Annotated in this window: 21 protein-coding genes; 11 read left to right on the top strand and 10 right to left on the bottom strand. The window is 45.0% G+C overall.

The genetic code is table 11. The features are described 5' to 3' along the window. The first annotated feature begins 13 nt into the window (after positions 1-13). The 6 genes from GVN20_RS23115 (at position 14) to arr (ending at position 4,888) form a co-directional block, all read left to right on the top strand. Positions 14-940, top strand: a complete 927-nt coding sequence (locus GVN20_RS23115) for a DNA adenine methylase (RefSeq protein WP_166560617.1) — start codon at positions 14-16, stop codon at positions 938-940. Beyond that, positions 924-1,763: a type II restriction endonuclease gene (locus GVN20_RS23120; protein ID WP_166560618.1), complete on the top strand. Its 840-nt coding sequence runs from the start codon at positions 924-926 to the stop codon at positions 1,761-1,763. Before GVN20_RS23115 ends, GVN20_RS23120 begins: the two co-directional genes overlap by 17 nt. Further along, entirely contained in the window at positions 1,764-2,642 is an 879-nt protein-coding gene (locus tag GVN20_RS23125; RefSeq protein ID WP_166560619.1) for a site-specific DNA-methyltransferase, read from the top strand. After that, complete coding sequence (locus GVN20_RS23130) at positions 2,643-3,482, top strand: DUF3883 domain-containing protein (RefSeq protein ID WP_166560620.1); 840 nt, start codon at positions 2,643-2,645, stop codon at positions 3,480-3,482. A 224-nt stretch (positions 3,483-3,706) separates the two neighbouring features. Continuing rightward, the gene (locus GVN20_RS23135) at positions 3,707-4,306 is read left to right on the top strand and encodes an HD family hydrolase (RefSeq protein WP_166560621.1); all 600 of its coding nucleotides are present in this window, start codon (positions 3,707-3,709) and stop codon (positions 4,304-4,306) included. A 150-nt stretch (positions 4,307-4,456) separates the two neighbouring features. Further along, entirely contained in the window at positions 4,457-4,888 is a 432-nt protein-coding gene (gene arr / locus GVN20_RS23140; protein WP_166560622.1) for an NAD(+)--rifampin ADP-ribosyltransferase, read from the top strand. A 48-nt stretch (positions 4,889-4,936) separates the two neighbouring features. On the opposite strand, the gene GVN20_RS23145 is transcribed toward arr, so the two are convergent. Continuing rightward, positions 4,937-5,581: an NAD(P)-dependent oxidoreductase gene (locus GVN20_RS23145; RefSeq protein WP_166560623.1), complete on the bottom strand. Its 645-nt coding sequence runs from the start codon at positions 5,579-5,581 to the stop codon at positions 4,937-4,939. A gap of 291 nt (positions 5,582-5,872) precedes the next feature. Here GVN20_RS23145 and GVN20_RS23150 point away from each other — a divergent pair, with 291 nt between their 5' ends. From GVN20_RS23150 to GVN20_RS23160, 3 genes are read left to right on the top strand one after another with little or no spacing between them, the layout of a single operon-like run. Next, the gene (locus tag GVN20_RS23150; protein WP_166560624.1) at positions 5,873-8,290 is read left to right on the top strand and encodes a glycogen debranching protein; all 2,418 of its coding nucleotides are present in this window, start codon (positions 5,873-5,875) and stop codon (positions 8,288-8,290) included. 17 nt (positions 8,291-8,307) lie between these two features. Then, the gene (locus GVN20_RS23155; protein WP_166560625.1) at positions 8,308-8,607 is read left to right on the top strand and encodes a DUF202 domain-containing protein; all 300 of its coding nucleotides are present in this window, start codon (positions 8,308-8,310) and stop codon (positions 8,605-8,607) included. A gap of 11 nt (positions 8,608-8,618) precedes the next feature. After that, positions 8,619-9,074, top strand: a complete 456-nt coding sequence (locus tag GVN20_RS23160) for a GNAT family N-acetyltransferase (protein ID WP_166560626.1) — start codon at positions 8,619-8,621, stop codon at positions 9,072-9,074. Positions 9,075-9,144: 70 nt separating this feature from the next. Here GVN20_RS23160 and GVN20_RS23165 read toward each other — a convergent pair whose 3' ends face one another. From GVN20_RS23165 to GVN20_RS23190, 6 genes are all read right to left on the bottom strand, one after another. Further along, positions 9,145-12,126, bottom strand: coding sequence for an amidohydrolase family protein (locus tag GVN20_RS23165; protein WP_166560627.1), 2,982 nt, complete (start codon positions 12,124-12,126; stop codon positions 9,145-9,147). A 114-nt stretch (positions 12,127-12,240) separates the two neighbouring features. Next, a complete protein-coding gene (locus GVN20_RS23170; RefSeq protein WP_166560628.1) occupies positions 12,241-13,704 on the bottom strand; it encodes a SusD/RagB family nutrient-binding outer membrane lipoprotein in 1,464 nt (487 codons plus the stop codon). A 52-nt stretch (positions 13,705-13,756) separates the two neighbouring features. Continuing rightward, positions 13,757-16,984 carry a SusC/RagA family TonB-linked outer membrane protein gene (locus tag GVN20_RS23175; protein ID WP_166560629.1) on the bottom strand — a complete coding sequence of 1,076 codons (3,228 nt, stop codon included), beginning with the start codon at positions 16,982-16,984 and terminating at the stop codon, positions 13,757-13,759. Between the two features lie 333 nt (positions 16,985-17,317). After that, on the bottom strand, positions 17,318-18,151 hold the full coding sequence (locus tag GVN20_RS23180) for a ferritin-like domain-containing protein (RefSeq protein ID WP_166560630.1): 834 nt from the start codon (positions 18,149-18,151) through the stop codon (positions 17,318-17,320). A 13-nt stretch (positions 18,152-18,164) separates the two neighbouring features. Continuing rightward, positions 18,165-18,866 carry a ferritin-like domain-containing protein gene (locus GVN20_RS23185; RefSeq protein WP_166560631.1) on the bottom strand — a complete coding sequence of 234 codons (702 nt, stop codon included), beginning with the start codon at positions 18,864-18,866 and terminating at the stop codon, positions 18,165-18,167. A 174-nt stretch (positions 18,867-19,040) separates the two neighbouring features. Beyond that, a complete protein-coding gene (locus GVN20_RS23190) occupies positions 19,041-19,511 on the bottom strand; it encodes a hypothetical protein (RefSeq protein ID WP_166560632.1) in 471 nt (156 codons plus the stop codon). Between the two features lie 233 nt (positions 19,512-19,744). Here GVN20_RS23190 and GVN20_RS23195 point away from each other — a divergent pair, with 233 nt between their 5' ends. Next, positions 19,745-20,005, top strand: a complete 261-nt coding sequence (locus GVN20_RS23195; RefSeq protein ID WP_166560633.1) for a hypothetical protein — start codon at positions 19,745-19,747, stop codon at positions 20,003-20,005. Positions 20,006-20,080: 75 nt separating this feature from the next. Here GVN20_RS23195 and GVN20_RS23200 read toward each other — a convergent pair whose 3' ends face one another. After that, the gene (locus tag GVN20_RS23200; protein ID WP_166560634.1) at positions 20,081-21,196 is read right to left on the bottom strand and encodes a Gfo/Idh/MocA family protein; all 1,116 of its coding nucleotides are present in this window, start codon (positions 21,194-21,196) and stop codon (positions 20,081-20,083) included. A gap of 149 nt (positions 21,197-21,345) precedes the next feature. On the opposite strand from GVN20_RS23200, the gene GVN20_RS23205 reads away from it, so the two are divergent. Next, positions 21,346-23,880 (top strand): M14 metallopeptidase family protein, encoded by a 2,535-nt coding sequence (locus tag GVN20_RS23205; RefSeq protein ID WP_166560635.1) that lies wholly within the window; start codon positions 21,346-21,348, stop codon positions 23,878-23,880. Between the two features lie 99 nt (positions 23,881-23,979). On the opposite strand, the gene dapA is transcribed toward GVN20_RS23205, so the two are convergent. Both dapA and GVN20_RS23215 read right to left on the bottom strand, forming a co-directional pair. Beyond that, complete coding sequence (gene dapA, locus GVN20_RS23210; protein WP_166560636.1) at positions 23,980-24,864, bottom strand: 4-hydroxy-tetrahydrodipicolinate synthase; 885 nt, start codon at positions 24,862-24,864, stop codon at positions 23,980-23,982. A gap of 87 nt (positions 24,865-24,951) precedes the next feature. Beyond that, entirely contained in the window at positions 24,952-26,208 is a 1,257-nt protein-coding gene (locus GVN20_RS23215; RefSeq protein ID WP_166560637.1) for an aspartate aminotransferase family protein, read from the bottom strand. Between the last annotated feature and the right edge of the window lie 42 nt (positions 26,209-26,250).

Consider the following 26,250-nt stretch of genomic DNA (forward strand, 5'->3'; position numbering starts at 1 on the left):
AAATAAAACTAGAATGATAGAAAATAAAATAGCAAAACCATTTTTAAAGTGGGCAGGTGGAAAAACCCAGCTCATTTCTGATATTGAAAAAGCTTTACCAGCAGAAATAACTCAAACAAATTTCACTTACATCGAACCATTTGTTGGAAGCGGAGCAGTTTTATTTTGGATATTAAACAACTTCCCAAATTTAAAAAAAGCCGTAATTAACGATATAAACGAAGATTTAATAAATACGTACAAAATCATTGCAAGCAGCCCCAAAGAGTTAATTTCAATTCTCAACATTTTGCAAAATGAGTTTCATGGTTTGGAAGGAAATGAAGGTAACAAAAAACTTTATTATTACCAAAAAAGAGAACTATATAATTCAAGGAAAGAAGAACAAATAGGACAAGCTGCTTTATTTATTTTTCTCAATCGAACTTGTTTTAATGGCTTGTATAGAGTTAACCGTAAAAATGAATATAATGTCCCAATGGGAGGCTACAAAAATCCAACTATTTGCGACAAAGAAAATATTTTGGCAGTGAGTAATGCACTACAAAAAGTTGAAATTTTAAACGGAGATTTTGAGCAAACACTTAATTACACAAGCAATAATTCATTATTTTACTTTGATCCACCCTACAAACCTTTGAGTGAAACTTCAAGTTTCAATTCCTATGCTAAAGACGACTTTAACGACCATGAACAAATTAGGTTAAGAGATTTTTGTTCAAAACTTGACATTTTAAATCACAATTGGATTTTGAGTAATTCAGATGTTAAAGGCAAAAATATTAATGATAACTTTTTTGATGATTTATATTCAGGCTTTAACATTAAGCGTGTAGAAGCAAGGCGAAATATTAATGCAAATCCTGAGAAAAGAGGTATATTAACAGAGTTATTAATTACAAATCAAGTAAAAAATCAGAATTATGTCAGAGCAATTTAAAATCTTCTTATCACAACTTTCAGAAACCAATGCAACGCTTGATTATTTTACTGATTTTAAGAAAATAAAGAGTAATATAAACAAAATTTCTATCAAGTTAAACCAATTAAATTACTTACTTGGAAAGGACAATTTAAAAGAAGCTGTTAACGAACTTTACGAAGAAAACCCGAAAGTTTTCGAGGTTTTAGACATTCTTATTGCTATTCGCAAGAACAAAAGTGCCAAAACCTTCAACAACAAAGGCAAAATTGTTTTGCTTGACACTTATTTTAATTCGCCCGAATTGATTTTGGAATACATCGAAGAGACAGGGTTAGCCAAAGTTTTTAGAAACAAAGACGTCACTAATTTGGTAGATTATGTTTTTGGAATTGAAGTTGGTTTAGATACCAATGCAAGAAAAAACAGAGGTGGTGACAATATGTCAAAAGCCGTTTCACTCATTTTTGACAAAGCAGAAGTTTTCTATAAAAAGGAAGTAAACAATACTATATTTCCTGAAATTATCAGTTTAGGAGCCGATGTTAAACGATTTGACTTTGTCATAAAAACAAAAAAGAAAACTTATTTGATTGAAACCAATTATTACAATAGCGGAGGTTCAAAACTGAATGAAACAGCAAGAGCATATTCAGATGTTTCCCCAAAAATTAATAAATATGACAATTACGAATTTGTTTGGATAACAGACGGACAAGGTTGGTTCTCTGCAAAGAACAAATTGGAGGAAGCGTATAACATTATACCTAGTTTATACAACCTAATAACGCTTGAAAATTTTATAAAAAAAATTCATACAGAAGAAATAGTTAAGTTTTAAATGATAAGTCCCTATTTCAAACTTGATAAAAAAAACTTCTATCTTCTTCACGGAGATACAAGAGAACTTTTGCCTCAATTTGAGCACAAATTTGATATGATTTTTGCCGATCCTCCCTATTTCCTATCAAATAACGGGCTTTCAATTCAAAATGGACAAATTGTAAGCGTAAACAAAGGAAAATGGGATAAATCTGAAGGTTTTGAATTTGTAAATAATTTCAATCGACGATGGTTATCTCTAGTTCGTAACAAAATGAAAGACGATGCCACAATTTGGATAAGCGGAACCATTCACAATATTTTTTCTATAGGTCAAATTCTGGCAGAACTAGATTTTAAAATATTGAATATTATTACTTGGGAAAAACCAAATCCACCACCAAACTTTTCTTGTAGATATTTTACATATTCAACTGAACAAATCATTTGGGCAAGAAAAAGTAAAAAAACACCACATTTCTTTAATTATGAATTAATGAAGCAATTAAACGGTGATAAACAAATGAAAGATGTTTGGAAATTGCCTGCCATTGCTCCCTGGGAAAAATCTTGTGGTAAACACCCAACTCAAAAACCGCTTTCAGTTTTAACAAGGCTGATTCTTGCTTCAACAAAACCAAATGCATGGATACTTGATCCTTTTACAGGAAGTAGTACGACTGGAATAGCCGCAAACCTTGTAAACAGAAGATTTTTAGGAATTGATCAAGAAAAAGAGTTTTTGGAAATCAGTAAAATGAGAAGGTTAGAAATTGAAAACAATAAAATTGCAACTTCATACAGACAAAAAATAGGTGGATTTAATGAGAGAAAACATCTTGAATACCTCCTACTTGAAGAGCCAATGATTGAATATAAAAATGAACTAATACTATAAATGGGGAATAACGAAACTTGTATACACGGAGGTGTTTCGCCAATAAGTCTTTTAGTAGATCTACACCATAGCCAAGCAGGCAGTGGTAGACACCGTTGTCCGACTTGTGCATATGAACAAGGTTTTTATTTAGGTAGCAGTGGAAGTTGGAATTCCTATAAAGAGTTTTCTAAGACCTTAATAGACCCTGAACTTTGTCAATTCGGTTCAGTTGCGCCTACCCATATCTTATCCAATTTAGGTGAAAACCAAGGCGGGTCTGGCAGGCATAAATGTACCAACTGTGCATTTAAACAAGGATTTGAAGCAGGTGTCTTAAAAAATAAAATTAATGAAATTAGTATTGAAACTGTTCCTATTCCAACATTTAGGAATAGTGGGGGAAAGATACCTAATACACCTTTAAGTTTTGATTTTATTGAAAAGGAAATTAAAAATAAACACTTAGGCTTATTGGGAGAACTATTTATTCTTAAAAGTGAAATTGATTTTTTAAAATCTAAAGGTAAAGACGATTTAGCCGACAAAGTTAAGCACGTTTCTGTTGAAATTGGTGATAGTTTAGGTTATGACATTCTATCTTATGACCTTTTGGGAAATGAAAAGAAGATTGAAGTAAAAACCACTAGAAGCGACATTGCAAGACCTTTTTATTTAACGAAAAATGAAATAGACGTTTCTTCTAAAAACCCCAATAGCTACTACCTTTATAGACTTTTTGATTTTGACTCAAATTTACATAAAGGGAAGTGCTATATAATTTCTGGCGATTTAACCAATTTATTGATTTTAGATGCTTTAGTTTTTATTGCATATCCAAAGCCAAATGAAAGCAAATAATGTTAACGTTTAACAGTGGTACCTCTTAACAACCAGTGACAGAAAAAGCAAAGGCGCCTCATCAGTCTAATAATATGATGGTCGAAGTGCTTTATAGATACATTTGTACTAAAAAAATCATCAGGTATTCTAGTGTGATTTATACATCGCCAATTCCTAACCATCAATAGCCATTTTAACAAATATTACACCAATAATAAAATTCTCCCAAGATTGATCGAACAATGCAGACTGACAATCTATTAAAACAGGTAAGCTTCATTAAAGAGATAGACAAGTTGAAATACATTCAGCGTAAAACTAAATTATTTAACAGCGATAGGCACGAAAATGACGCTGAACACAGTTGGCATTTAGCAATGATGGCAATTGTGCTGGCCGAACATTCAGACAAACCCATTGACGTTCTGAAAGTTGTAAAAATGGTTTTAATTCATGACATCGTAGAAATTGATGCTGGCGACACTTTTATTTATGACGCTCAAAAAAACCATACAAATACCGACCAAGAACTTATTGCTGCAAACCGAATATTTGGACTTTTACCCGCAGAACAAGCAGAAGAATTTATTGACATCTGGAAAGAATTTGAAGAAGGTGTGACCGACGAAGCAAAATTTGCCAAAGCAATGGACCGATTTGAACCATTGCTACAAAATACCTCAAATAATGGCGGTACTTGGACCGAATTTAATGTTCCTTATCAAAAAGTTTACGATAAGAAAAAAGCAATTAAAAACGGTTCAGCATCCATTTGGAGCTATGCAGAGAACTTAATCAACGAAAGTGTGGAAAAAGGAATCCTCATAAAAAAGGTTGACTGACCAAGCAGAAAAACTTCGCTAACACGGGTTTTGCATCAGCCAGGATGGCGTGCAAAATTCAACCCTCAGCCGCCACGCTTTGATTTCCTCCTGAATGCAAAGAATCAAAACTTTAGCTTAAAAGAAGCCTTTCAAAAACCTAGAACACCAATGCAAACAAACAGCAGTGAAGACAAGCCAGACCTAAGTTTACATACATTTTATCATGGAACGAAGGCCAATTTGAAACATGGAGACCTGATTGAGCCGGGATTTAATTCAAACTACGGCAAAGGCAAAAAGGCCTCTTATGTTTATCTAACCGCCACCTTGGATGCGGCCATTTGGGGAGCTGAACTTGCTTTGGGCGACGCACCCGGCCGAATTTACATCGTAGAGCCAACGGGCCCCATAGAAGATGACCCCAATTTGACGGACAAAAAATACCCGGGCAATCCAACCAAGTCTTATCGTACAAAGAGCCCGCTTCGGGTCTCGGGTGAGGTCACCGATTGGCAGGGACACGCTCCTGAACAGCTAAAAACGATGAAGGAACACCTTGAGCGACTGAAGCAACTGGGGATTGAGGCAATCGAAGATTAAGTAAAAATGAACAATAGTGAGCCATTTTCAGACTCACTATTGGCAAATTTAGACACTGGCAATAAATGGCGCTTTTTTAACAAACGTTTGGGTAAACAGCTGTTGAATAAGAAAATGTGCCAAATCTGTCGCGCTTATTTTGTCCCCAAGACAATCTTCCAAACTGACACGAATTTGACCATATTCGTCGGTTTGTTCAATTAAAGGAAGTCTTACTAAAGTCCAATCAACCTCACTATTTGTCAAAATCTCAAATTCAGACTGCTTGTTAGCCGTTGAAATGGGATATTTTTTTCTCATCCATTCTGTTGCGAAAGCTGTTTTGGGGCTTTTATTATCCAAAGGAGTATCCACGTTCAGCCCAGTAGTTACGATATAACGATGAACATTATACTTGTTCATCGCCTGAATAACATTGGCAGTTGATTCGCTAAAGATGGTAGGTGCACTTGGAGGAATTCCCAAACCTAGTGTGCTAATTACGGCGTGACAACCTTTAACCAAGGTATCGACGGTGCTGTAAATCGTTACATCACCCTTAACAACTTCGATAAGTGGGCTATTGATAGGAAAATTATCGGGGTTTCTGAGAAGAATTTTGAGTTGAAACCCTTGATTTATTAGTTGCTTTACGAGGTATTTCCCTGATTTACCCGTACCGCCAATTACTGCAATTTTTATATTATTTTTCATTCTCGTTCTTTATAAAATTTGAGCAAACAATTACATCCGTATTTATCCAAATAGACAAAACGAACCAGCAAAAGCCTTTTGGACTTTCGTAACAAGAAGCGTCAATATTTTATAAAGAGATTTTAATAGGTCAAAAGTACAAAAAATAGGACATTACACAAGCCGATGGCCTATTACCAAATTATGGGTAACACAAATAAGATGGAAAGTCAACTACGCTATTCCAAATTGAACTCCTTGCGTAGAGTGTCTGTAATTATACTAATTTAGGGGTGATAATTATTCAAACCTATGATGAAACATAAACACCTCCTTGGACTCCTTTTCGCATCAGGAATCAGCTTTCACCTTCCTGCGCAAAAGGTCATTCCGCAAAGCATTGCCTCCGTTTTTGCCAATGCTGAAAGCATTACGGGCCGACCAAACTACCTCGATAGTCCTTTCAACACCGCTGGTGACCGGCTCTACATGGTAGGGCATCAAAACGGCACGTTTCCCGATTTGGGCTGGCACGTCAAAGGCGAAATGGGCGGTATTTGGCATCATCCCATCAAACTCATGGACGGTTTTGAGGCGAGCGTCACCGCCGACGGTGCCACCGTAGCTCTCACCAAGGCCGATGCGTTTGTCAATTATCCGTTTGGCAACAAACATATTTTCAATACTTTTTCAGAAAAAATAACCGTCGAGCGCCTTCAATTTGTACCCGATGGAAAAAGTGCGGTCTACGTCGAGTTTTTGGTCAAAAACAAGACCAACAAAAAACTCAATGTGACGCTAGACCTCAAAGCTATTTCCAACCTCATGCCCGTTTGGCTGGGTGAGCGCACGGGAATGGTGGACGGAAAAGATGCTGCGATTTATCGTTCGGCGGAGAATTTTTGGGTCGCCAAAGACGCCCTCAATCCATGGTATGCGGTGTATGGTTCTAGCATAAAGGGCACCCCCTCAAGTACTTCAGAAGCCAATCTCACCAAGCCCAATGTCTCAACGACCCACACCCAATACACCTTTGAAATCGCGCCCAATGGCGTTTTCAGCTTTCCGTTGATTATTGCGGGGTCTTCCAAAAGCGAAGCCGAGGCCGTTCAGGCCTTTAAGGAAGTGCGCGAAAATGCCCTTGCGTTTGTTTCAAAAAAGAAAGCAAGATTTGAGCAAATCAATCAAAAATCCCGCATTACGCTCAACGACAAAGAACTTGAAACGGCGTTTCGTTGGGTCAAATACAACACCGACTGGCTCATCGTCGACGTGGCGGGCCAAGGCCGGGGCGTGAGTGCAGGCCTGCCCGATTATCCGTGGTGGTTTGGCGGCGACATGGTCTACACCCTCAAAGGACTGATTGCTACTGGCCAAAAGTCGCTGACTTACAGCACGATTGACCTCATCCAGCGCATCTCCGAAAAGACCAACGGCAACGGCCGAATCGTTCATGAAGTATCTACCAACGGCGCGGTTTTTAACCCCGGCAACGTCAACGAAACGCCACAATTTGCGTCCCTGATTTGGGATGTTTTTTGCTGGACGGGCGACCGAGCATTTCTGAACAAATACTTTCCTAGCATTGAAAAAGGGCTAGATTGGCTCCTTAGAGAAAACGACAAAGACGGCAATTCGCTGCCCGATGGCTTTGGAATGATGGAGATTCACGGCATGAATTCCGAGATGATTGACGTAGCGGCCTACTCCCAAAAAGGCTTTGCCGATGCAGCCCAAATGGCGACGATTTTGGGAAAGAATGCATTGGCAAAAAGCTACCAAGATAAAGCAGACCTCATCAAAGCAAAAATCAATAAAGACTTCTGGGTGGAAGAATTTGGCTCATATGCTGATTTTATCGGCACGAAAGAACAAGCATTGCATTTGGCCCAAGATGCCATCGTGCGCGCCGATACCCTCAAAAAACCTTGGGCGGTCAAAGAACTAAAAGACACAAAAGCCAAAATTGAAACTTACGAAGCTGGCCTGAAAAAGGGATTTGTGATGCACCACAACTGGGTCGTCAATACCCCGATGGAAATGGGCATTGCTGACAAAGAAAAGGCCCTTGCCGCGTTGGAAACCGCCAAAAAATTCACCAATCCTTTTGGAATGTTTGTGACGGGAATCGACCGCGACGAAACCGCTGGCACCGACGAAGGTTCCTTTGCCGCCCTATCCGACAAAAAAATATTTACCTACACGGGGGCCGTCATGACGCTACCCACGGGGGTACAAGCCGTGGCCGAAAACAACTATGGTCGCCCTAATGAGGCCTATAATTTGCTCAAAAAGATGACCAAATCGTTTAGTTACGCGTTTCCCGGCTCCATTTATGAGGTTTCGCCCGACTACGGTATGATGACCCAAGCATGGAACATGTACGCTTTTGGAGAGCCCATCATCAAGCAGTTTTTTGGCATCAAGCCCCTCGCCCACCAAAAACAAATCAAGCTTTCGCCGCTGCTCCCTGCGGCCTTGGTAGAAGGAAAAATTGAAAATGTGACTGTTGGAACAAATGAAATTTCGGTGACGTTCAAACAAACAACGGGCCGCGATACATTTAAAATAAACCAAAAATCAGCCGACTGGGATATCGTTTTGGCCCAGCCCAAAGGCAAATATGCCCGATGGATTTTGAACGGAAAACCAGTGCAACCCCAAACCGTGGGTGACACAGAGCAGATTTCAGTTTTGGGGAACACTGTTCGTTTAGAGCTTATTAAATAAAAAACAGCCACTACAAAATGGACAACGCTCAAAACAAGGACCTGATTTTACGGGAAAAACTGGCCATCCAACGAACAATTTTGGCCAATCAATCCACCTTTTTGTCATTTTTGCGCACGTCGATGTATTTTCTAGTGGCTGGGCTCAGCATGAAAAGTCTGTTGAAAATTGAAAGCGCTTTGTCTATTCAACTCCTCTTCTTTGGGTGTTCATTCATCCTTCTCACCGTGGGTACTATCAACTATTTCAGGCAAAACAAAAAAATAAAGGAAAGTGAAATCCACATTGGCAATTACCAAAAAGAGCATCTCGAATAAATACCCATCCAATGGAGATAAGAAAATACAAAAGTGCTGATCAAGAACAGGTTATCCAACTCCTACGTCTCAACACCCCCGAGTATTTTTCGCCCGACGAGGAGGAAGATTTAGTGTATTATTTAGCGCACCACGTCGAATATTATTACGGGGTGGAAATAGACGGCGTAGTTGTTGGTTGCGGCGGCATTAATCTCGCCGACGACGGCATCACGGCCAAATTATCCTGGGATATTGTACATCCTGACCACCAAGGAAAAGGCATTGGCAGTGCTTTGACAAAGTACAGAATCGAAAGAATCAGGGAAATGGAAGGGATAAAAACCATTTCCGTCCGAACGTCGCAACTTGTGTATCCTTTTTATCAAAAATTCGGTCTCGAACTCAAAGAAATCGTGGAAGATTTTTGGGCCGAAGGCTTCGATATGTACCGCATGGAATGTGATTTAGACATGGCCCAACCCTAAACTTACTCACGCAAAGTCACGAAAAACAGACTCTTTGCACCTCTGCGACTTTGCATGAGAATTGGGCACCTTAAGGCCGTTTTAACAACTCTTCCAATGTATATACTTTTCCATTGACAAGCACGTAGCGTACGCGCTGGGCATCATGGATATTTTGGAGTGGGTTACCTTCTACGATGCTGATATTGGCAATTTTCCCCACTTCTAACGTTCCCAAATCTTTATCAACATTGAGGCTTTTTGCGGCATTAATCATCGACGTTTGTAAGGCTTGAAAGGGCGTAAACCCGCTTTCTACGTAGCTCCACAGTTCTACATGCAAGCTCGTACCGTAAGGCATAATGGGCGAATCGGTACCGCTCGTGATGCGCGCCCCTCTTTCCAGAAGTCGTTTGGCAACTTTGCCCGAATTGGCATAATTCAGCACAATGGCCGAAGGCTGGCTTTTCATCTGTTGGGCCGTCTCCAGCATTCCAGTGCGGTAATATGAGGGATACAATTGCCGAAACTGCGGCGTATCAAACAGGCTCGTATCTTTCGTGATGGTGCTCCAATACCCACCCGAAAGCGCCAATGTAGGTGTAATAACCATTTTTGACTGACTGATAATTTGCACTACATCGTCATAGCTATGGGCCGTTGAGGTCAGCTTGGGCGAATACCCCCGTCGACTCGTAGCGCCAAGGTGCTCCACCGCATCCACGCCGTACCGGGCAGCAGGAAAAATCTCGTGCGACGATACCGTCATGCCATTTTGGTGGGCATATTCGGTGATTTTTTGCTGCCATTCATCGGGCATCCGCACGTAGGTTTTGATAAGGTCGTAGCCCAATCGGCTGGCGCGGTTGAGTTCGAGTTTAAGCTGCGCTTCAGAGCCGATGGCCGTGGCCATGTTGTAATAAATGCGGCCGCCGTCGGTGAGGGCTCCCGTCAAAAAGTGAAACGGCCCTGGTCGCTTACCGCTGTGCCAAGCTTCGCGCTGCTCTACGGCATCATACGGGTCAGAACCCGGCTCACGCACCGTCGTAATGCCGTAGGCCAACCAAATCCGCCCCGTTTTTTCACCAAACTGCGCATCGAGGTGAGAATGGGTTTCAAACAATCCAGGCATAACGGTCAGGTTGGACGCATCTACTTTACGGTAATTGGCGGGGTAATTAGCGCGGTGCGGTTGAATCGCTTTGATGCGACTATCTTCCACCACCAAGTCTACGTTGGTAAGTAATTTTTCATTTTTTCCGTCAAACAACAGCCCCGCATGAATCACGACCGTGCCTTTGGGCTTGGCGTTAGTCCACGTCAAGTCAAGCGGAATGTCCTGCTTACTTGTGTCGGCGAGGGCCACTTTCCGCAGGTGGTCGGTGGCCACGTACACCAACGATTTTGAATCACCCGTCCACGTAGGCGCTTCGGCCAACTCCGACGTAACGGCGCGGGGTTGACCCTTAAATTGACCGTCTTCATTGACATCAATGACCCACAGCAAAGCGTCTTTGACGTAGGCCAGTTTGGTGCCATCGGGCGACCAAATCGGGCCGTTGCGGTAGCGCATCGCGGGGGTTTGGTAGGGCATGGGCGTATTGAAACTAACGGCTTGTCCGCTTTCGGAATTGACCAATAAAAACTTGCTTATCCCTTCACGAAACTTGGAAGAATACGCTTCCAGTGCCGCCAACATCACGTATTTTCCATTCGGCGACCACGAAGGCTGCCCCGGTTGAAACATGGGTTTGTAGACCGCTTTGGTCAAATTAGTGGTCAAATCCATGATTTGCAGCACCGTTCCCACGGCCAGTGTGTTGCGCAGGCCCTGTTTCATGAACGCAATCTTTTTGCCGTCGGCCAACCATGAACCCTGAAATTCATCGTCGGCAGTTTGGGTCAATTGAGTGATTTTTCGGGTCGAAAGCTCCAACGTGTACAAATCCATGTTGCCCGTACGGTCGGCAGAAAAGAGTAGTTTTGCGCCATCTGGCGACCACGCCAAGTCGGTTTCATAATACGCATCGTCGGTCAGCTTTACGGGTTTAGGTAGGCCAATCGTCAGCAGCCACACATCACCGAGCGCAATAAAAGCTACCTGTTTGCCATCGGGCGATGCGACTGGACTGCGAATACCTCTCACTGTTTTTAAAGAAGGGCCATCAAAATCGTAGGTTTTTCGTTGATACACAGGCGTACTGACCGTCATCGTCACCTGGAACGGCACTTCTACGCTACCGCCATCTTCGGCACCACGCCGCTTTATTTTTCCGTCGGTGGTATACAAAATACTCCCGTTGGCCTCCCACGCCGCCCGAAAGGGAAACACATCTTCGCCCGTTTTGCTCAACGCAACAATTTTGCCCGTTGCCACTTCGACCGACAACAGCGAAGTTTCGGCAACAGTCAATAATTGGTAACTAATCCATTTTCCGTCTTTGCTCCATGCAGGGGCACTCGGCGTGCCTTTTCCCGCTGGAGCCAGCAATTTTTCCGTACCATCCTCCAACAGCAAATAAATACCCGCGCCATTGGCCCGACTTGACGCAAAAGCCAATGTCTTGCCATCGGGCGAATAAACAGGGGTGTAGTCGTGTTCCAAATGGGTGGTGAGCGCGGTAGAGGTACCCTTTGAAAAGTCGATTTTCCAAATGTCATAATTGCCTTTCTGGTCCGATGAGCAAACAATGCTTTTGCCATCGGGTGCCCAGAAAGGTTCGCGGTGGTCGTAGGGTCCAGAGGTATGTTGTTTGAGCTCTTTCCCGTCTTTATTTACACTCCAAATATGGTACGTACCACCCCGATACGACTGAAAAGCAACCCGTTGCCCATCGGGACTCCAGCAGGGTTGGCGGTCGTCGCCCATGCCGTCGGTCAGTGATTTAGCCACTCCACCTTTGGCGGGAAGCGTGTAAATAGTTCCCTGCAAATCAATGGCAATGGTTTGGCCGTCGGGCGAGAGCGCCATCGCCATATTGGTTCCTTCATTGACCGTAATCTGTTTTGAATCCAGACGCTGGGCCGCGACTTGCATCGAAAAAAATAAAAATGCGATGGTATAAAATTTCATTTGCAGCAAGTTAAGATACAGAAAATAAAAAGGTTTGAGTGGAAACACGTTTGCCCATTTACTGGTCTGAATCAGCAAAGGGGCAAACGTTCCTAATAATACGAATAAAAGAGCTTATTTATAAATCGCCATTGCATCAAAAACCCCTGGCACGGGTTTTGGTGAAAGTGGATTTCCGTTGATTTCGTTTTGCGAATAGATAAAACGCATGGGCAATTTATCCCCCGCGTTGGGAGTCAACTTTATCCCTGTTGGGCTGGTGCGATTGCGGCGTTCGTCGTTCCAACCGATGGTTTGACAATAAAAAGCCACGTAGCGCTCCTCCAAAATTTCCCGCATAAGGGCATCATTTTGGGCAATTCCGTCGGTATTTTCCATGCCTCCCTTTACAAAATCAGCTTCTACATAAGGCAGGTATTTATACGAAAAATTGGCGGCAGTCACACTGTTGATGTAGCCGCCACCCGTGTTCATAAACGCCCGGTATTCATTCAAATACGCAAGTGCATCCGCAAAACTACCCGCCCGTAGGGCCATTTCGGCCTGAGTTAGTTTATTTTCCTGAAACGTCACCAACGGAAACGCCGCATCTACGCTCATAAAACCTACCTGCGTGGCCCGTTTTTGGGTATTCGGCTCCACCCGATTGGGCACGTTGACCCCTTGACGCAAATAATAAAAATTGAAACGGGCGGTTTCGTCGGTTTTGGCATTGCCCCGGTAGGTGGTGGTGAGCGTAGGGTCAATCAGTTTTAACAGATGACAAGGCGCATTGGCTTTGGTAACGGCCGCCCCATCACCAATCCTACTCACGGCCAAGAAGTTATAAATAAAATTTTGATTTTGTCCCTGAATAACCCCGTGCGGCATGTACATAGAATTGGTGGCTTTGCTTACGCCTTTTGCCGCTGCTACCGCCGCCAATGGGTACTCTTTGGTATCGGTATAAAACCTGGCTTTGAGCGTGTAGGCCACTTCAATCCACTTTTTTGGGTCCCCCCCCAACAGCACATCCGTGCCGGCACGCGGTACGCCCACACCCGTTTCGAGGTCTTTGATGGCTTCGTCAAGCAGTTTTTGCACGCCAGCGTAGACTTCGGTTTGGGTATCATATTTTGCATTCGGAAATTCCTCCAATTGAGCAGCCTGCGAAAAAGGAATATCTCCGTAAAGCGATGTCATGGTTCCCATGTTGTGGGCCATGAGTACTTTGGTCATCCCTGCTAAAACCTTGACGCCCTGCGGCTCAATTTTGGCCAACAACAGGCGTGCATTGCGGTGAATGCCATAATAACTGCTGCTCCACATGCCGTCAAAATAAGAACCCGCCACGTTGTAAACGTGAAAATCGGCCCACTGACGGTCGTAACCGAAATAATAGCCGCTCCAAATACTCGACAAAAGCGAGTTGTAGCCTTCGTGTACCGAGGCCGCGGCCAACTCAATACCCGTAAACATCAGCTCAGCGGGCGCATCGGTCGGGTTGTTTAAATCATCGTTAAGATTACTCACTAGGGAGTCACAGGCCGTCAGAGACAACGTGATGGCAAGGGCGGCGGTTGAAATATATTTTTTCATTTTTTGTGTCATTTTGGAGATTAAAAATGCGAAAGGCAGGTATCAGTTATTATCAGTAATTGATTCTGACCGAAAAAACGACCGATTTAGAGCCTGGGTTATTGAAGTAATCTTGACCGCGACCGTTGCCAGTACCATTGAGCGACGTTTCGGGATCAATACCTACCACATCCGTCCAAAGCAATAAATTACGCCCCGTAGCCGATACGCTAATCGAACCCAATTTGAGTTTTTCTTTCAACCAAGGGCTGCGCCAGTTGTAGGCAAGGGTAGCCTCGCGGAGTCGGGTCCAACTGCCGTCCACCATGAATTGTTCCTGCAAAGCACTGAATCCCTGCCCCAACGTAGTGTACCAAGCCTGATCAAGCAATACAGGCCCTGCGCCAAAATCCTGAATATTGCCGCGTACTGCGCTGCCTGCTTCAAACACTTTTCCGTCGTAGTTTTTGAGGCCGCCGGCTGGTATCGTCACTTCATTTCCTACGTCCGCGTGTGTACCGAAATTATAGAGTACAGATTGGGTATTGGGCGCAAACGTCGAGCCCTGGAAGGTTTCAAAAAGCACATTGAGCGAGAAGTTTTTGTAATTGACATTGGTTCCGAAACCTGCCCGGTATTTGGGATTAGGATCACCAATCACGCCGTAGGTAGGTGCCAATTGCGGAAAACCGTTGGCGTTCAAACTCAATGAGCCGTCGGCCTTACGGAGATACGTGCCGCCATAAAGGGCTGATAATGAATAACCAACTTTAGCCACCGAGCTAGTAAGCGTGCTGAACCCTCCCAAAACAATCTGGTCGGTTCCCGCCAAATCTTCCACCCGATTTATGTTCCGGCTGATGTTACCAATGAGTTGAATATCCAGCGCTCCTTGACGAAACACCTCGGCCGAAACTTCACCTTCCCAACCTTTGTTAGACATGGTTCCCGCGTTGGTATAACGACTCGTAAAACCCGTACTCGGCGCGGCGGCCACTTCTAGTAGCAGGTCTTTGATGGTATTGCGGTAATACGTAAAGCCCAGCGAAAGGCGGTCTCTGAAGAAGCGCATATCGCTTCCGATTTCCCACTCCGTTTTACGTTCGGGACGCAAAAAAGCATCTCCCTGTTGCGACGACTGCACAAAAGCACCGTTTCCGTACGCCACGCCGCTGGCTGTACCGCCCCAGCCCCCCGAAAACTCCGCCGTCACAAAATCGGTCGTACTTCGGTACGGTTGTGGTTGTACACCCACGACGCCGTAAGACCCGCGTAGTTTACCAAAACTCAACCAACCGATTTCTCTCAATGGGTCTAGTTTGGTAAACTGCCACGCCATATCTACCGAAGGATACAGAAAGGTCCGGTCGGTTTTTTCACCAAAAGGAGAGCCCGACTCCGCCGCCGCGCCGAGGTTCAGATAAACTTGATCGTAAAATCCAAAATTGGCAGTGCTGTAAAGTCGTGTGGTACGAATCCGGCGCTCTTCATCAAAAGGAGTACGGTTGGCTGCGGTGGAGTTGCTAGCATCCATCGGGCCATTCGGAATCAAGAAATTGACCATTGAGTAGCCCAGATTGAGAAAATCACGATTGTTGACATTCCAACCCAAAATATACGTCCCCGAAATATTAGGCGTAATGTCTTTCACGGCGCGGGCTATCACGTCAAAGTTAAGCTCGGTTTCTTTAAACATCTCTTCGGTATAACTTCCCGTGAATGCGCTCCCTGCCGAGCCTACTGGATAATAACTTTTGCGCGTATCGGTATAAGAATCTACCCCGCCGCGTGCTTTCAACTCAAACCATTTCTGCGGCTTGAAACTGATTTCGGTGGCGGTGATAAAACGGTCGACGAGCGTAGGATTTTGCAACTCATTGATCACCCACAACGGCGAATCATAAATGGGATTATCGTTGCCCAAATAGCGGCGATAAGACCGTTGGCGCAAAATCGGGGCAGCCGTAGGAGAAGAATAGTAATAGCCTTTGTAATCAGTATCGTCAAAATCAGGTGGCGTGCGTACCATCCCCAAATAAAGTCCGTTGACGTTTGACCCCGTCTGGATTCGATTCGATTTAGATTTAACGTATGAGGTCTTGGTCGAAAGTGAGAGCATATCTCCAAACTTACGGTCGGCATTGAGGCGGAAGGTAGTCCTGCGATAGTCACTTTGTCCGCGAATTATCCCTTTTTGGTTCAGGTCACCCACGCTCAAATAATAGGTTCCCTGCTCATTTCCGCCGCTGATGCTTATGTTGTTATCCACAAAATATCCCGTCCTGAACACCTGATTGATGCGTTGATCGTTGTAGGTTTCTTTGGAATTTTTCTTTGTAATCGGATAATACTTCGTTCCGTCTAGGGCTTCAAAATACTGCCCCGTGGTGTTGAATTCATCGGCGCCCCCCGAACGGTTTTCGATTTTATCCCCCCACGAGTTGGAGGCCGTAGGGCTAAAAACCCCGTTGACCCCCTGCCCGTATTTATCTTGCATGGGGTGCAAAAGATTTACTTTATCAATGGAAACCGACGAGCTGAACGAAATATCAACTTTGTTGCTGTTCCGACCTTTTTTGGTCGTAATCACCATCACCCCATTGGCCGCGCGCGAGCCCCACAGAGAGGCAGCGGCGGCTCCTTTAAGAATCTGCACATCGGCAATATCATTGGGATTCAGGTCATTGAGCCGCGACTGTTGGCGTACCCCACCAGCCGATTCACCAATGCTGCTATTGCTCATCGGAATACCATCAATGATGACTAAAGGTTGATTGTCGCCAGTGATGGTACTTTGCCCACGTATTTGGATGTAGGAACCTGCGCCTGGGTCACCTGATGAACGGGAGATTTGGACCCCGGCGGCTCGACCAGCCAAACCGTTGATAACGCCCGTTTCGCCCGTTCGGGCTATGGCTACGCCCGTTACTTTGGAGGAGGTCGCGCCTTGGATGTCTTTGTTTTGCTCAAAACCCAACGCCGTCACGGTCACTTCCATGAGCTGCTTGGTATCGGTTTTAAGCTTAATTAAAAAATTGCTTTGGTCGCCAATGGGCAATTCTTGGGTAGACATTCCAATGAATGAAACCACCAGAATCCCTCCCCCAGAAGGCACACTGAGGGCAAAATTCCCTTCAGCATCAGAGTTGGCCCCCGTGTTGGTGCCTTTGAGCAAAACGTTGACCCCAGGTAGGACGGAGCCATTTTCGGCATCAGTAATTTTACCGGTAATCTTGCGGGTTTGTCCGTAGGTAGATATACCAATCAAACCAAGCAAAAGAATGAGTAGAGAACACTTCATAATGGGCATTTAGTTTGTTGTTTAGGTTAATTGTCAACATAACTTACTGACCAAAAGCGCTAACTCAAAATTTAATTCGGCTATTATGAGAAAATTTAAAATAGTTATTTAGATAATTAAAGATTCATATAGTTTGAATTTTTATATTATACAAAAAATATAATTTTATCGACAAAAAGTCATTATTTGTCTACATATCTCTACTACTCAGCATTCTAAGAAACATACGTATTTGTACTTAACTTTTAAAAGCCGCCCGACATTTCATTTTTTAAGTATAAAAAAAGGGAGACTCGAAAGCCTCCCTTTTTTAGAACTGATTCTGACTCGAACCTACGAAGCAATAAACAACGTAGCCACTGCCAGTACTTGCTCTTTGGTCAATGGCTCGTCAAATGCTTCAGTGATGGCATTGGCCGAGAAGCCACCGAGCGTTTTGACATCTACCCCTGCTTGGGTGGTATTTTCTTCGCCATTATAAATGGCCTGAACAACGGCGTTATCAATGCCACTGTCTTTACCAGTTATCCACGGCTTGACCGAAGCGCCATTGGCTTTCCGCATCATACGGATATGAGCCGCATGACGGGCTTCTACCGAGTGAATATTGAGCGCGGCGGTGAGGACGGCATTTTGCTGTACCAAATTGGGGGCTTGTCCTTTGTAAGCACGAACGCCCGTATCTTCCAGCGATTGTGCAACGGCCAAAAACAATTGGTAATTGGTAAAAGCCATGGCAAACGGCCCCGTACCAGTACCTTGCCCACCAGAAAAGTCAAACTTTGGCTCTGCCACTGGCGTTCCACCTGCTCCAGTAATAGCCGTTTTTAGAAAATTCACGTGCGCTTTTTCGTGATTCATGATGGTTGTGATGGCCGCAGTGGGCGCTCCCGCAGGAATCAAGCCCGCACTTGCCAGCGCTTTTTCGTAAAAACGATACTCAAGGTATTCGAGAGTAAGCGCGTAGTTGAGCACATCCACCACATTGGTAGTAGATTGGCCGTAAGCCTTCTGAAACATACTACCCACTGCCAGCGGCACCGCCGCCATGGTTAGTTTTTTACCTAAGTCGGCAAAGTCACGCAGTGCCTTGCGGCGACTATTGAGGCGGTCACTCATTTCAGGGTCACGCTCCTCAATCATATTTAATATTTTCAAAAAATCCATGATGTTCCCTTGGTTATGCCAATGTACCGGCGTTGATTTTTGTTTTGATAAATGGAGCCGCCGCCGTTAACACTGCCGATGGCTCTTTGGACATTTCCAAGCCGTTGGCATCAATGACGGTGCTGTCGGCAAACGTTCCGTTGCTGATTAAATCACGGATATAGGCCGCATGACGTGCCTCTACCGACACGATTTTTCCAGCAATGGCCAGCAAATCGGGCGAAGTCAGGAAGCGTCCCGCTCCGTTGTAAGCTGCCACTCCCAAATCTTCAAAGGTCTTCGCGGCATTCAGCACACTTTCACGTTTTGAGAAGTCAATAGAGCTAAAATCCACTTCCAATCCACCAATGGCATTGACCCCAAGAGCTGCTTTGAAAAATTCGCGGTGTGCCATTTCATGGTCTCTGATGTCGGTCAATAAAGACCTTTCATCGGCGGTAATTCCCGAGAATTGAGACTCGATAACTCGCTGATAAAAAGCCGCTTCCAGTTGCTCCAATGCATACGCATAATTCAACACCGCGTTGTCGCCAGTACCAAAATTCACCTCTCCCGCCACAATCACTGGGTCGTCCTCTTTACATCCCGTCAAAATCAGCGACGTAGCCGCTGCCGTTCCTCCAGCCCATTTGAGAAATGAGCGCCGATGCACACCCTTTACCAGCAAACCACTGTTGCTTTCAAGGGATGATGGTGTGTTTTTTAAAATGTTCATACAATTGGTTTGTTAAAAAATAGTACTGAAACTAATAAAGGCAAAAGCAAGGGGTACTCGTTTATCATTTTTCCGCAACCGTTATTGCTATACTTTTTAACGTACGGCATTCTTTGGGCAAATAGATTTAGAACGTTTCTAATTTTTCTCACCAGAAACATTCTAAGGAGCTAATTAATCTTTCAAGTCACGCTTGAGTTCGTCGATATTTTTCTGAAAATCCGATTTAAATTCTTTCCAATCGCGTTTCAAACCTCCTTTAAGCTCGGTAATATCGTTGTCTACGTCCTTCAATCTAGCATCCAATCGGTCCCTTTGCGCCCGCAAACGAATCTTTTCGGAGTTGCTGGCTTTGTCTATATCGCGGTCTAACTTCTCAATACGGGTTTTTATTTCCATTCTTCTTTCCTCCATCGTCGCCAAAAACTCCCGCTCTTCCTGCTTGAGTTCGGCCGAAATTTCTTCGCGCTTGGCGGTAGCCTCCTCCTTAGCTTCTGTCAAATCTTCGGTTACTTCGGCGCTTGCTTCTTGGGCTTCTTTTTGTGCCTCGGTCAATTCTTCTTGGGCATTTTCCTGCTTGCTTTCACAACCCACAAACGCCAATCCCCCAACCAATAGCGCAACTGTTATTATGTACTTTTTCATAGTTTTCAACTTAGATTTTAACGATGATTATTGATATCTTTTGATAGGGTAAAAACTTTGTACCAATCGGTAAATCAGCTAAAAGAGGGCAAAAGCCAGCCCCAACTTTCTACAAAAAGGGTAATAAACTACCCGACCCAAAAAACAGAAATAGCCCAGTCAGGCATAAGGTAGGTGGTCCATTTTTTTTATTGTAAACAGGACAATGTATTCCTCCAAAACCGATAAAAGACATGCAAACACCCTCAAATAACAATTCAAGTGCATCCATCGGAAATTCTGCCTCTGACTTGTGGATTCCGGATGCCGAGCAGCCCAACGAGGCCGCCAACGAAGTGTATGATGAACCAAAAAATCCAAGAAATTTAGCGCAGGAAGCCAAGGACTTTCCAGAATGGTCCATCCTTCAGAACACCCACGATGATGGCCAACCCGACGAGGCACACGACGCATTTTTGACGCCTTCAGGCCGAAGTTTTATTGACGAAGTATAAAAAAACAGGACAATTATTCATCAAAAAAGGCTTGCCGATGGCAAGCCTTTTTTGATGAATAAGGTGGCTAAGAAGCTAAACGGGTACTTTCTTACCTCCCGCCGCGATGGATTTATAAATCGCTTCTATCACTTTCATGTCTTTCAACCCTTCTTCGCCCGATATATTGGGCTCAGGTTTTCCGTTCAGAATACAATCAGCCATGCCGTCCATTTGCCAAGTTTGGTGCATTTTGGTCGTATCCCAGCTCATTTCGCCTTTGTGGGTGCGGCCTTTGATGGGGCCGTAGCCAAAAGCAGGACCGAGTTCGACAAAGCCCTTCTCGCCAATTACATAAAGGCGTTCAAAATTATTGAAATTATAAGTAGTTGAACAAGAAGCTATTACGCCACTCGGAAAGCCCATTTGCCAGGTCACGGTCTCGTCTACTTCCTTAAATTTTACGGGGTCAGTTTTGGCTTCTTCGGCCGAAACCCAAATGGGTTCTTCACCCGTGGCGTAGCGAGCACCGTTGATACAATAAATACCCACATCCATCAGGGCACCTCCTCCCGCGAGGGCTTTTTTGAGTCGCCATTGATTAGGATTGCCGCTTTTGAAGCCGTCGTAAGTGTTTACATGCATAATTTTGCCCAATTCACCCGATTCTCGCATCCGTATCAATTCGCGGGTGTAGGGTTCGAAGTGCAGTCGGTAGCCGATATATAGCTTCACATTTGCTTTTTTACAGGCGGCAATCATCTCTTGGGCCTGTTTTACGCTGACGCTCATGGGTTTTTCGCAGATGACGTGTTTACCCATTTTAGCGGCCCGAAGGGTATATTCGTGGTGCATTGAATTGGGCAGCGTAATGTAGACCGCGTCGATGTTGGGATTATCTTTGATTTTTTCAAAGTCCTTATAATCGTAGAAATTGGCTTTGTCCAAACCGAATTTATCCGACCATTTCCCGACTTTTTCGGGTGTTCCCGTTACTCCTCCCACCAACTTGGCTATTTTGCAGTCTTTCATGGCAGTAGCCACCCGCTCTGCATAACTTCCAAGGCCTACCAAGACCACCCGAAGTTGTTTGTCGGCTACAGGGCTAGTTTCAGGAAGTACGGCGGCCTGTGCTGGGGTCAGTGCAGATACCAAAGGCAGGGTGAGCGCCGAGCCACCAATCTTGAGAAGAAAGTCACGACGAGATTTCATGAAGTTGTTACAGTTAGTTTCTCTAAAAAGCACCAATACGTCGTTTTCTATGGTTACTACGGCTAAATTTGTCAAATACATTCAAAAGAAGTTTGTCTATCTTTGTTACAAAAGTCCTTAGAATGCCATTTATCTTCAAACAAAACCCAATGAGAAAATTTACGTTCATTTTAGCAGGATTACTCCTGACGCTTCAATCCTTTGCTCAACTCCAATCTCCCCAACAATTTTTCGGTTTTGCCCCTGGCGAACAAATGGTTCCTACGCATCGGTTGTACCAATACGCCGACCATGCCGCCTCTCAGGTTCCTGCCAAGGTGAAAGTGATGTCGTATGGACAAACGTTTGAAAAACGCCCGCTGATGATGGTCGTGGTTAGTTCCGAAGAAAACATGAAGAACTTGGAGCAAATTCGCACCGACCACCTCAAAAGCATTGGAATGTTGGCCGGTCAGCCCACGAGCAAAACCCGCCCAGCAGTGATTTGGATGAGCTACAACGTACACGGCAACGAAGCCACCAACTCAGCCGCTTTCCCCAAAGTTTTACATGAGCTATTGGCGGGTGGAACCGTATCTGACAAAATCCTAAAAAATGCCGTTATCATTCTTGCGCCTTGTCTCAATCCTGACGGACACGACCGGTATGTAAACTGGTACAACCAAAAAATAGGCACTTCGCCCAACGCCAATACCTCCGCTTGGGAACACGGCGAGCCGTGGCCAGGTGGTCGCTACAACCACTATTTGTTTGACCCCAACCGCGATTGGGCTTGGCAAACGCAGGAAATCATGCAACAGTTGGTTGCCGTATACCACCAATGGATGCCGCACGTTCACGGCGATTTTCACGAAATGGGTCCCAACAGTCCGTATTATTTTGCACCCTCGGCCAAGCCCTACCACGAAGATATTACCCCTTGGCAACGCGAAATGCAGGATGTAGTCGGAACTTATAACAAACGTTATTTTGACCGCAACAACTGGTTGTACTATACCCGCGAGCGCTTCGATTTGTTTTACCCCAGCTACGGCGACACTTGGCCTACCTACAACGGTGCCATTGCGATGACCTACGAACAGGGTGGCGGCGGCATCGCCGGATTGGCATATGAGCGCACCGAAGAAGGCGACACCTTGCGCCTTACCGACCGCGTAGCCCACGTGGCAGCAGCCAGTATTGCCACCATGGAAGCCATTGCCGACCGCTCCGCTAAAGTGGTGGATGAATTCATTAAATTTTATGACCGTAACCAAAACAACCCGCTTGGCACTTATAAGTCGTACGTGATAAAAACCGCTGGTGAAGAAGGCCGCATCAAGGCATTGAAAGAGTTGTTGGACAAAAACCAGATTCGCTACGGATACGCCACCGACTCCAAGTCATTGACTGGTTATAATTACTTAAATCAAAAAGACGAAGCCTTCAAAACCGACGCGGGCGATTTGGTCATCAGCGCCTATCAGCCTAAATCCAACCTGTTGAAAATATTATTTGAAACCAAGCCCAAACTGGAAGACTCGGTGACGTATGACATTACGTCGTGGTGTGTTCCATTGGCATTTGGGGCCAAAACCTACGGTGTTAAAGAGAAACTTACGCCTGGCGCGCAACCAACCTCCGCAACTCAACCCGCATCGGGCATGGTAAACAAGCCCTACGCATACCTTGTCAATTGGAAGTCAGCCGAAGATGCCAAGTTTTTGGCCGCGGTTCTCAAACAAAAAATACGCGTTCGGGCGGCCGAAAAGCCGTTTGAAATTGGCGGCAAAGCTTACGCACAAGGAACGCTTGTCATTACCCGCGCAGGCAATGAGCAGCTAGGCGAGGCCTTTGACAAAATCATTCGGGCAGAAGCCACCAAACTTGGCATAACCCTCAACGCCACCGAGGGCGGTGGTGCGACCAAAGGCTCTGATTTTGGTTCTGATTATGTCTTTAACCTAAAAGCAGCTCCGCGCATCGGCCTGATTGCGGGCGAAGGCACCTCAATGACCGCCGTGGGTGAGGTGTGGCATTTCTTCGATCAAGAACTCAAATACCCCATCACGCTGATTGATCCCAACAGCCGTTTTACAAGCAGCTTACCGTTTGCGAAACTGGACGTATTGATTATTCCTACTTCGTTTGGTGCAAATATCCTGCGCGAAAGCCAATTCCCTGTGCTGCGCGAGTGGTTGCGCGGGGGCGGCAAATTGATTTTGTTAGAAAACGCGACCTCATTGTTGGCCGACAAAGAAGGATTTGGTCTCAAAAACAAAAAAGAGGACGGCAAAAAAATGGACAAAAAAACATCGGCCGACTCACTCAAAGTATACGGCAACCGTGAGCGAGAAGCAGTTTCTGACGATACCCCGGGTAGTATTTACCGCATCAAACTTGACAATTCTCACCCGCTAGCTTTTGGTTTTCCTGACCATTTCTTTGCTTTGGTCAACAACACTTACAACTACGACTTCCTGAAAGATGGTTGGAACGTGGGGTATTTGAAGAAAGAAAAAGATAGCTACGTGGCTGGCTTTACGGGCAAAAACGCCAAAGAAAAACTACAAAATGCACTGTTTTACGGCGTAGAAGAAATTGGTCGCGGCAAGGTGATTTACATGGCCAACGACCCGCTCTTCCGTGGTTTCTGGTACAACGGCAAACTGCTGTTTTCCAACGCGGTATTTATGGTTCCTTAACAAGAACATGGTGCAGGTTTCTCAAAACCTGCACCAGTACAAAGCAAAAGCGCGAGACTGGGTCTCGCGCTTTTGCTTTGTATATCAATGTCACAGAGCTTACATCAGCCCTTCTTTTTCCATAATTGCTTTCAGTGTAACCCCCAGTTCGTCTGACGCTTTGACCAACGGCAAACGGACCTCACTGCTGCAAATGCCTTTGATTTCGAGGCACTTTTTGATTCCTACGGGGTTAGACTCGGCGTACAACGGTGCGTCCATATCCAGAAAACGGTACTGAATCGCGGCGGCTTCTTCCATGCGGCCTTCGAGGGCGTGCCAGGTCATTTCGGTAAATTCTTTCGGGAATGCATTGGCAATCACCGAAATAACCCCTCTCCAGCCCACGCTCACCATCGGCGTCACGTGGTTGTCGTCGCCTGATATCAACAAAAAATCTTTCGGACACTCGCTGGCGAGTTCCATGTACTGGTCAAAATTTCCACACGCATCTTTGATACCGATGATGTTTGGGTGCTTTGCCAATTCTGCGATGGTTTCTACCTTCATGTTGACCACCGTTCGTCCAGGTACATTGTACAGAAAAACGGGCACGGGACTTGCGTCAGCAATAGCCGTAAAATGTGCAATCAGGCCTTTTTGCGAAGGTTTATTATAGTAAGGACATACCGACAAAACTGCATCGACGCCCGTCAAATCTGTTTGTTTGAATGTTTCAAGCACTGCGCGGGTATTGTTTCCTCCCAACCCATACACAATGGGAAGCTTTTTAGGGTTGTTTTCCTGCACAAACTTCAACAAATCGAGTTTTTCCTGTGCGGTGGTGGTCGATGTTTCTCCCGTAGTACCCTGTACCACAAGGTAGTTAACGCCACTATCGCTTACAAAGTGAAGGAGTTTTTGGAGAGCAGGAAAATCAATATCGTGGTTAGCGTCAAAAGGGGTCACAAGCGCAACGCCTACGCCTAAAAATCTGGTGTCCATTGGGTACTTTTTCCGTTAGTTATTAATTGAGATTGGTGGAGGTTAAAAATCGGGTCACGACTTTCGCTGCAAAGGTATCAAAATTTGTTAATCAATCGCTTCCAAAATTATCGCGCAGGCTTCGCGAATCTGCGCTTCAGAAATAACCAAAGGCGGCGCCAACCTCATGGAATTATCACAAAATAAGAACCAATCCGTGATAACGCCACTACCACTTTGACTGTTTTGAATGGCCCGGTCGATGATGGGTTTCAATACATCAAAAGATTCAAACTCCACCGCCAACATCAACCCTCGGCCGCGTATCTCTTTTATCTTGGGATGAACCAACAATCTTTTTATCAAATCTCCCTTTTCATTAACGCTCCATCCCCGCTTTTCTTCGTTTTCTTGTGTTCCATACAAAACATCCTGTACCACTTCCAACGTAGCCAACGATGCCGCACAACTCACAGGATGTCCGCCAAAAGTAGTTATATGACCCAAAATCGGATTATTTTTAAAAACCGACATGATTTCTTTGGACGAAATAAAGGCTCCGATGGGCATTCCGCCGCCCATGCCCTTAGCGCACAAAAGCACATCAGGCACCACATTGTAGTGTTCAAACGCCCAGAAGGTACCCGTTCGGCCAAAACCCGTTTGAATTTCATCAAAAATCAGGAGGGTGCCTGTCTCGTCGCAACGTTTTCGGAGGGCTTGGTGGTAGGCTTCGGTGGGTACGCGCACGCCCGCTTCTCCCGAAATCACCTCAATAATCACCGCTGCCGTACGGGTCGTAATTTTGTCCAAATCTTCCAGCACTCCGTGCCGAATATGACGAATATCAGGTAATAAAGGCCGAAAACTCCTCTTAAAAAACTCCGCCCCCGCCAAACTCAACGCGCCCTGCGTACTGCCGTGGTAGGCATTAAAACAGGAAATAATTTCGGAACGTCCGGTAAAACGCTTGGCCAACTTCATGGCCCCTTCCACGGCTTCAGTGCCAGAGTTGGTAAAATAGACATTGTCTAATGACCGGAACCTTGGCAGGGTTTTGAGCCCTGCCAAGGTTTCAACCAACGCTTCGGCCAGTTTGACCTGCGGGGTTTCGATGTATTCGCCATACACCATCAAATGCAGGTATTTATCCAACTGATTATGAATAGCTTCCAATACTTTTGGGTGCCGATGCCCCACGTTGCTGACGGCAATCCCCGAAATCATGTCGATATAGCGTTGGCCGTTTTGACCGTATAAATAGATTCCCTCGGCCCGTTCGATGTCCAGTGCCAACGGGAAATCGGAGGTTTGGGCGAGGTGATTATAAAAAAGCTGTTGTCGGTGAGAAAGTGCGTTGGTCATTGAGAATTCCATTTTTCAGCTGCAAATATCAACAAAAAACCT

Source organism: Runella sp. CRIBMP, from assembly GCF_009905605.1.
In the GTDB taxonomy this organism is placed as follows: Bacteria; Bacteroidota; Bacteroidia; order Cytophagales; family Spirosomataceae; genus Runella.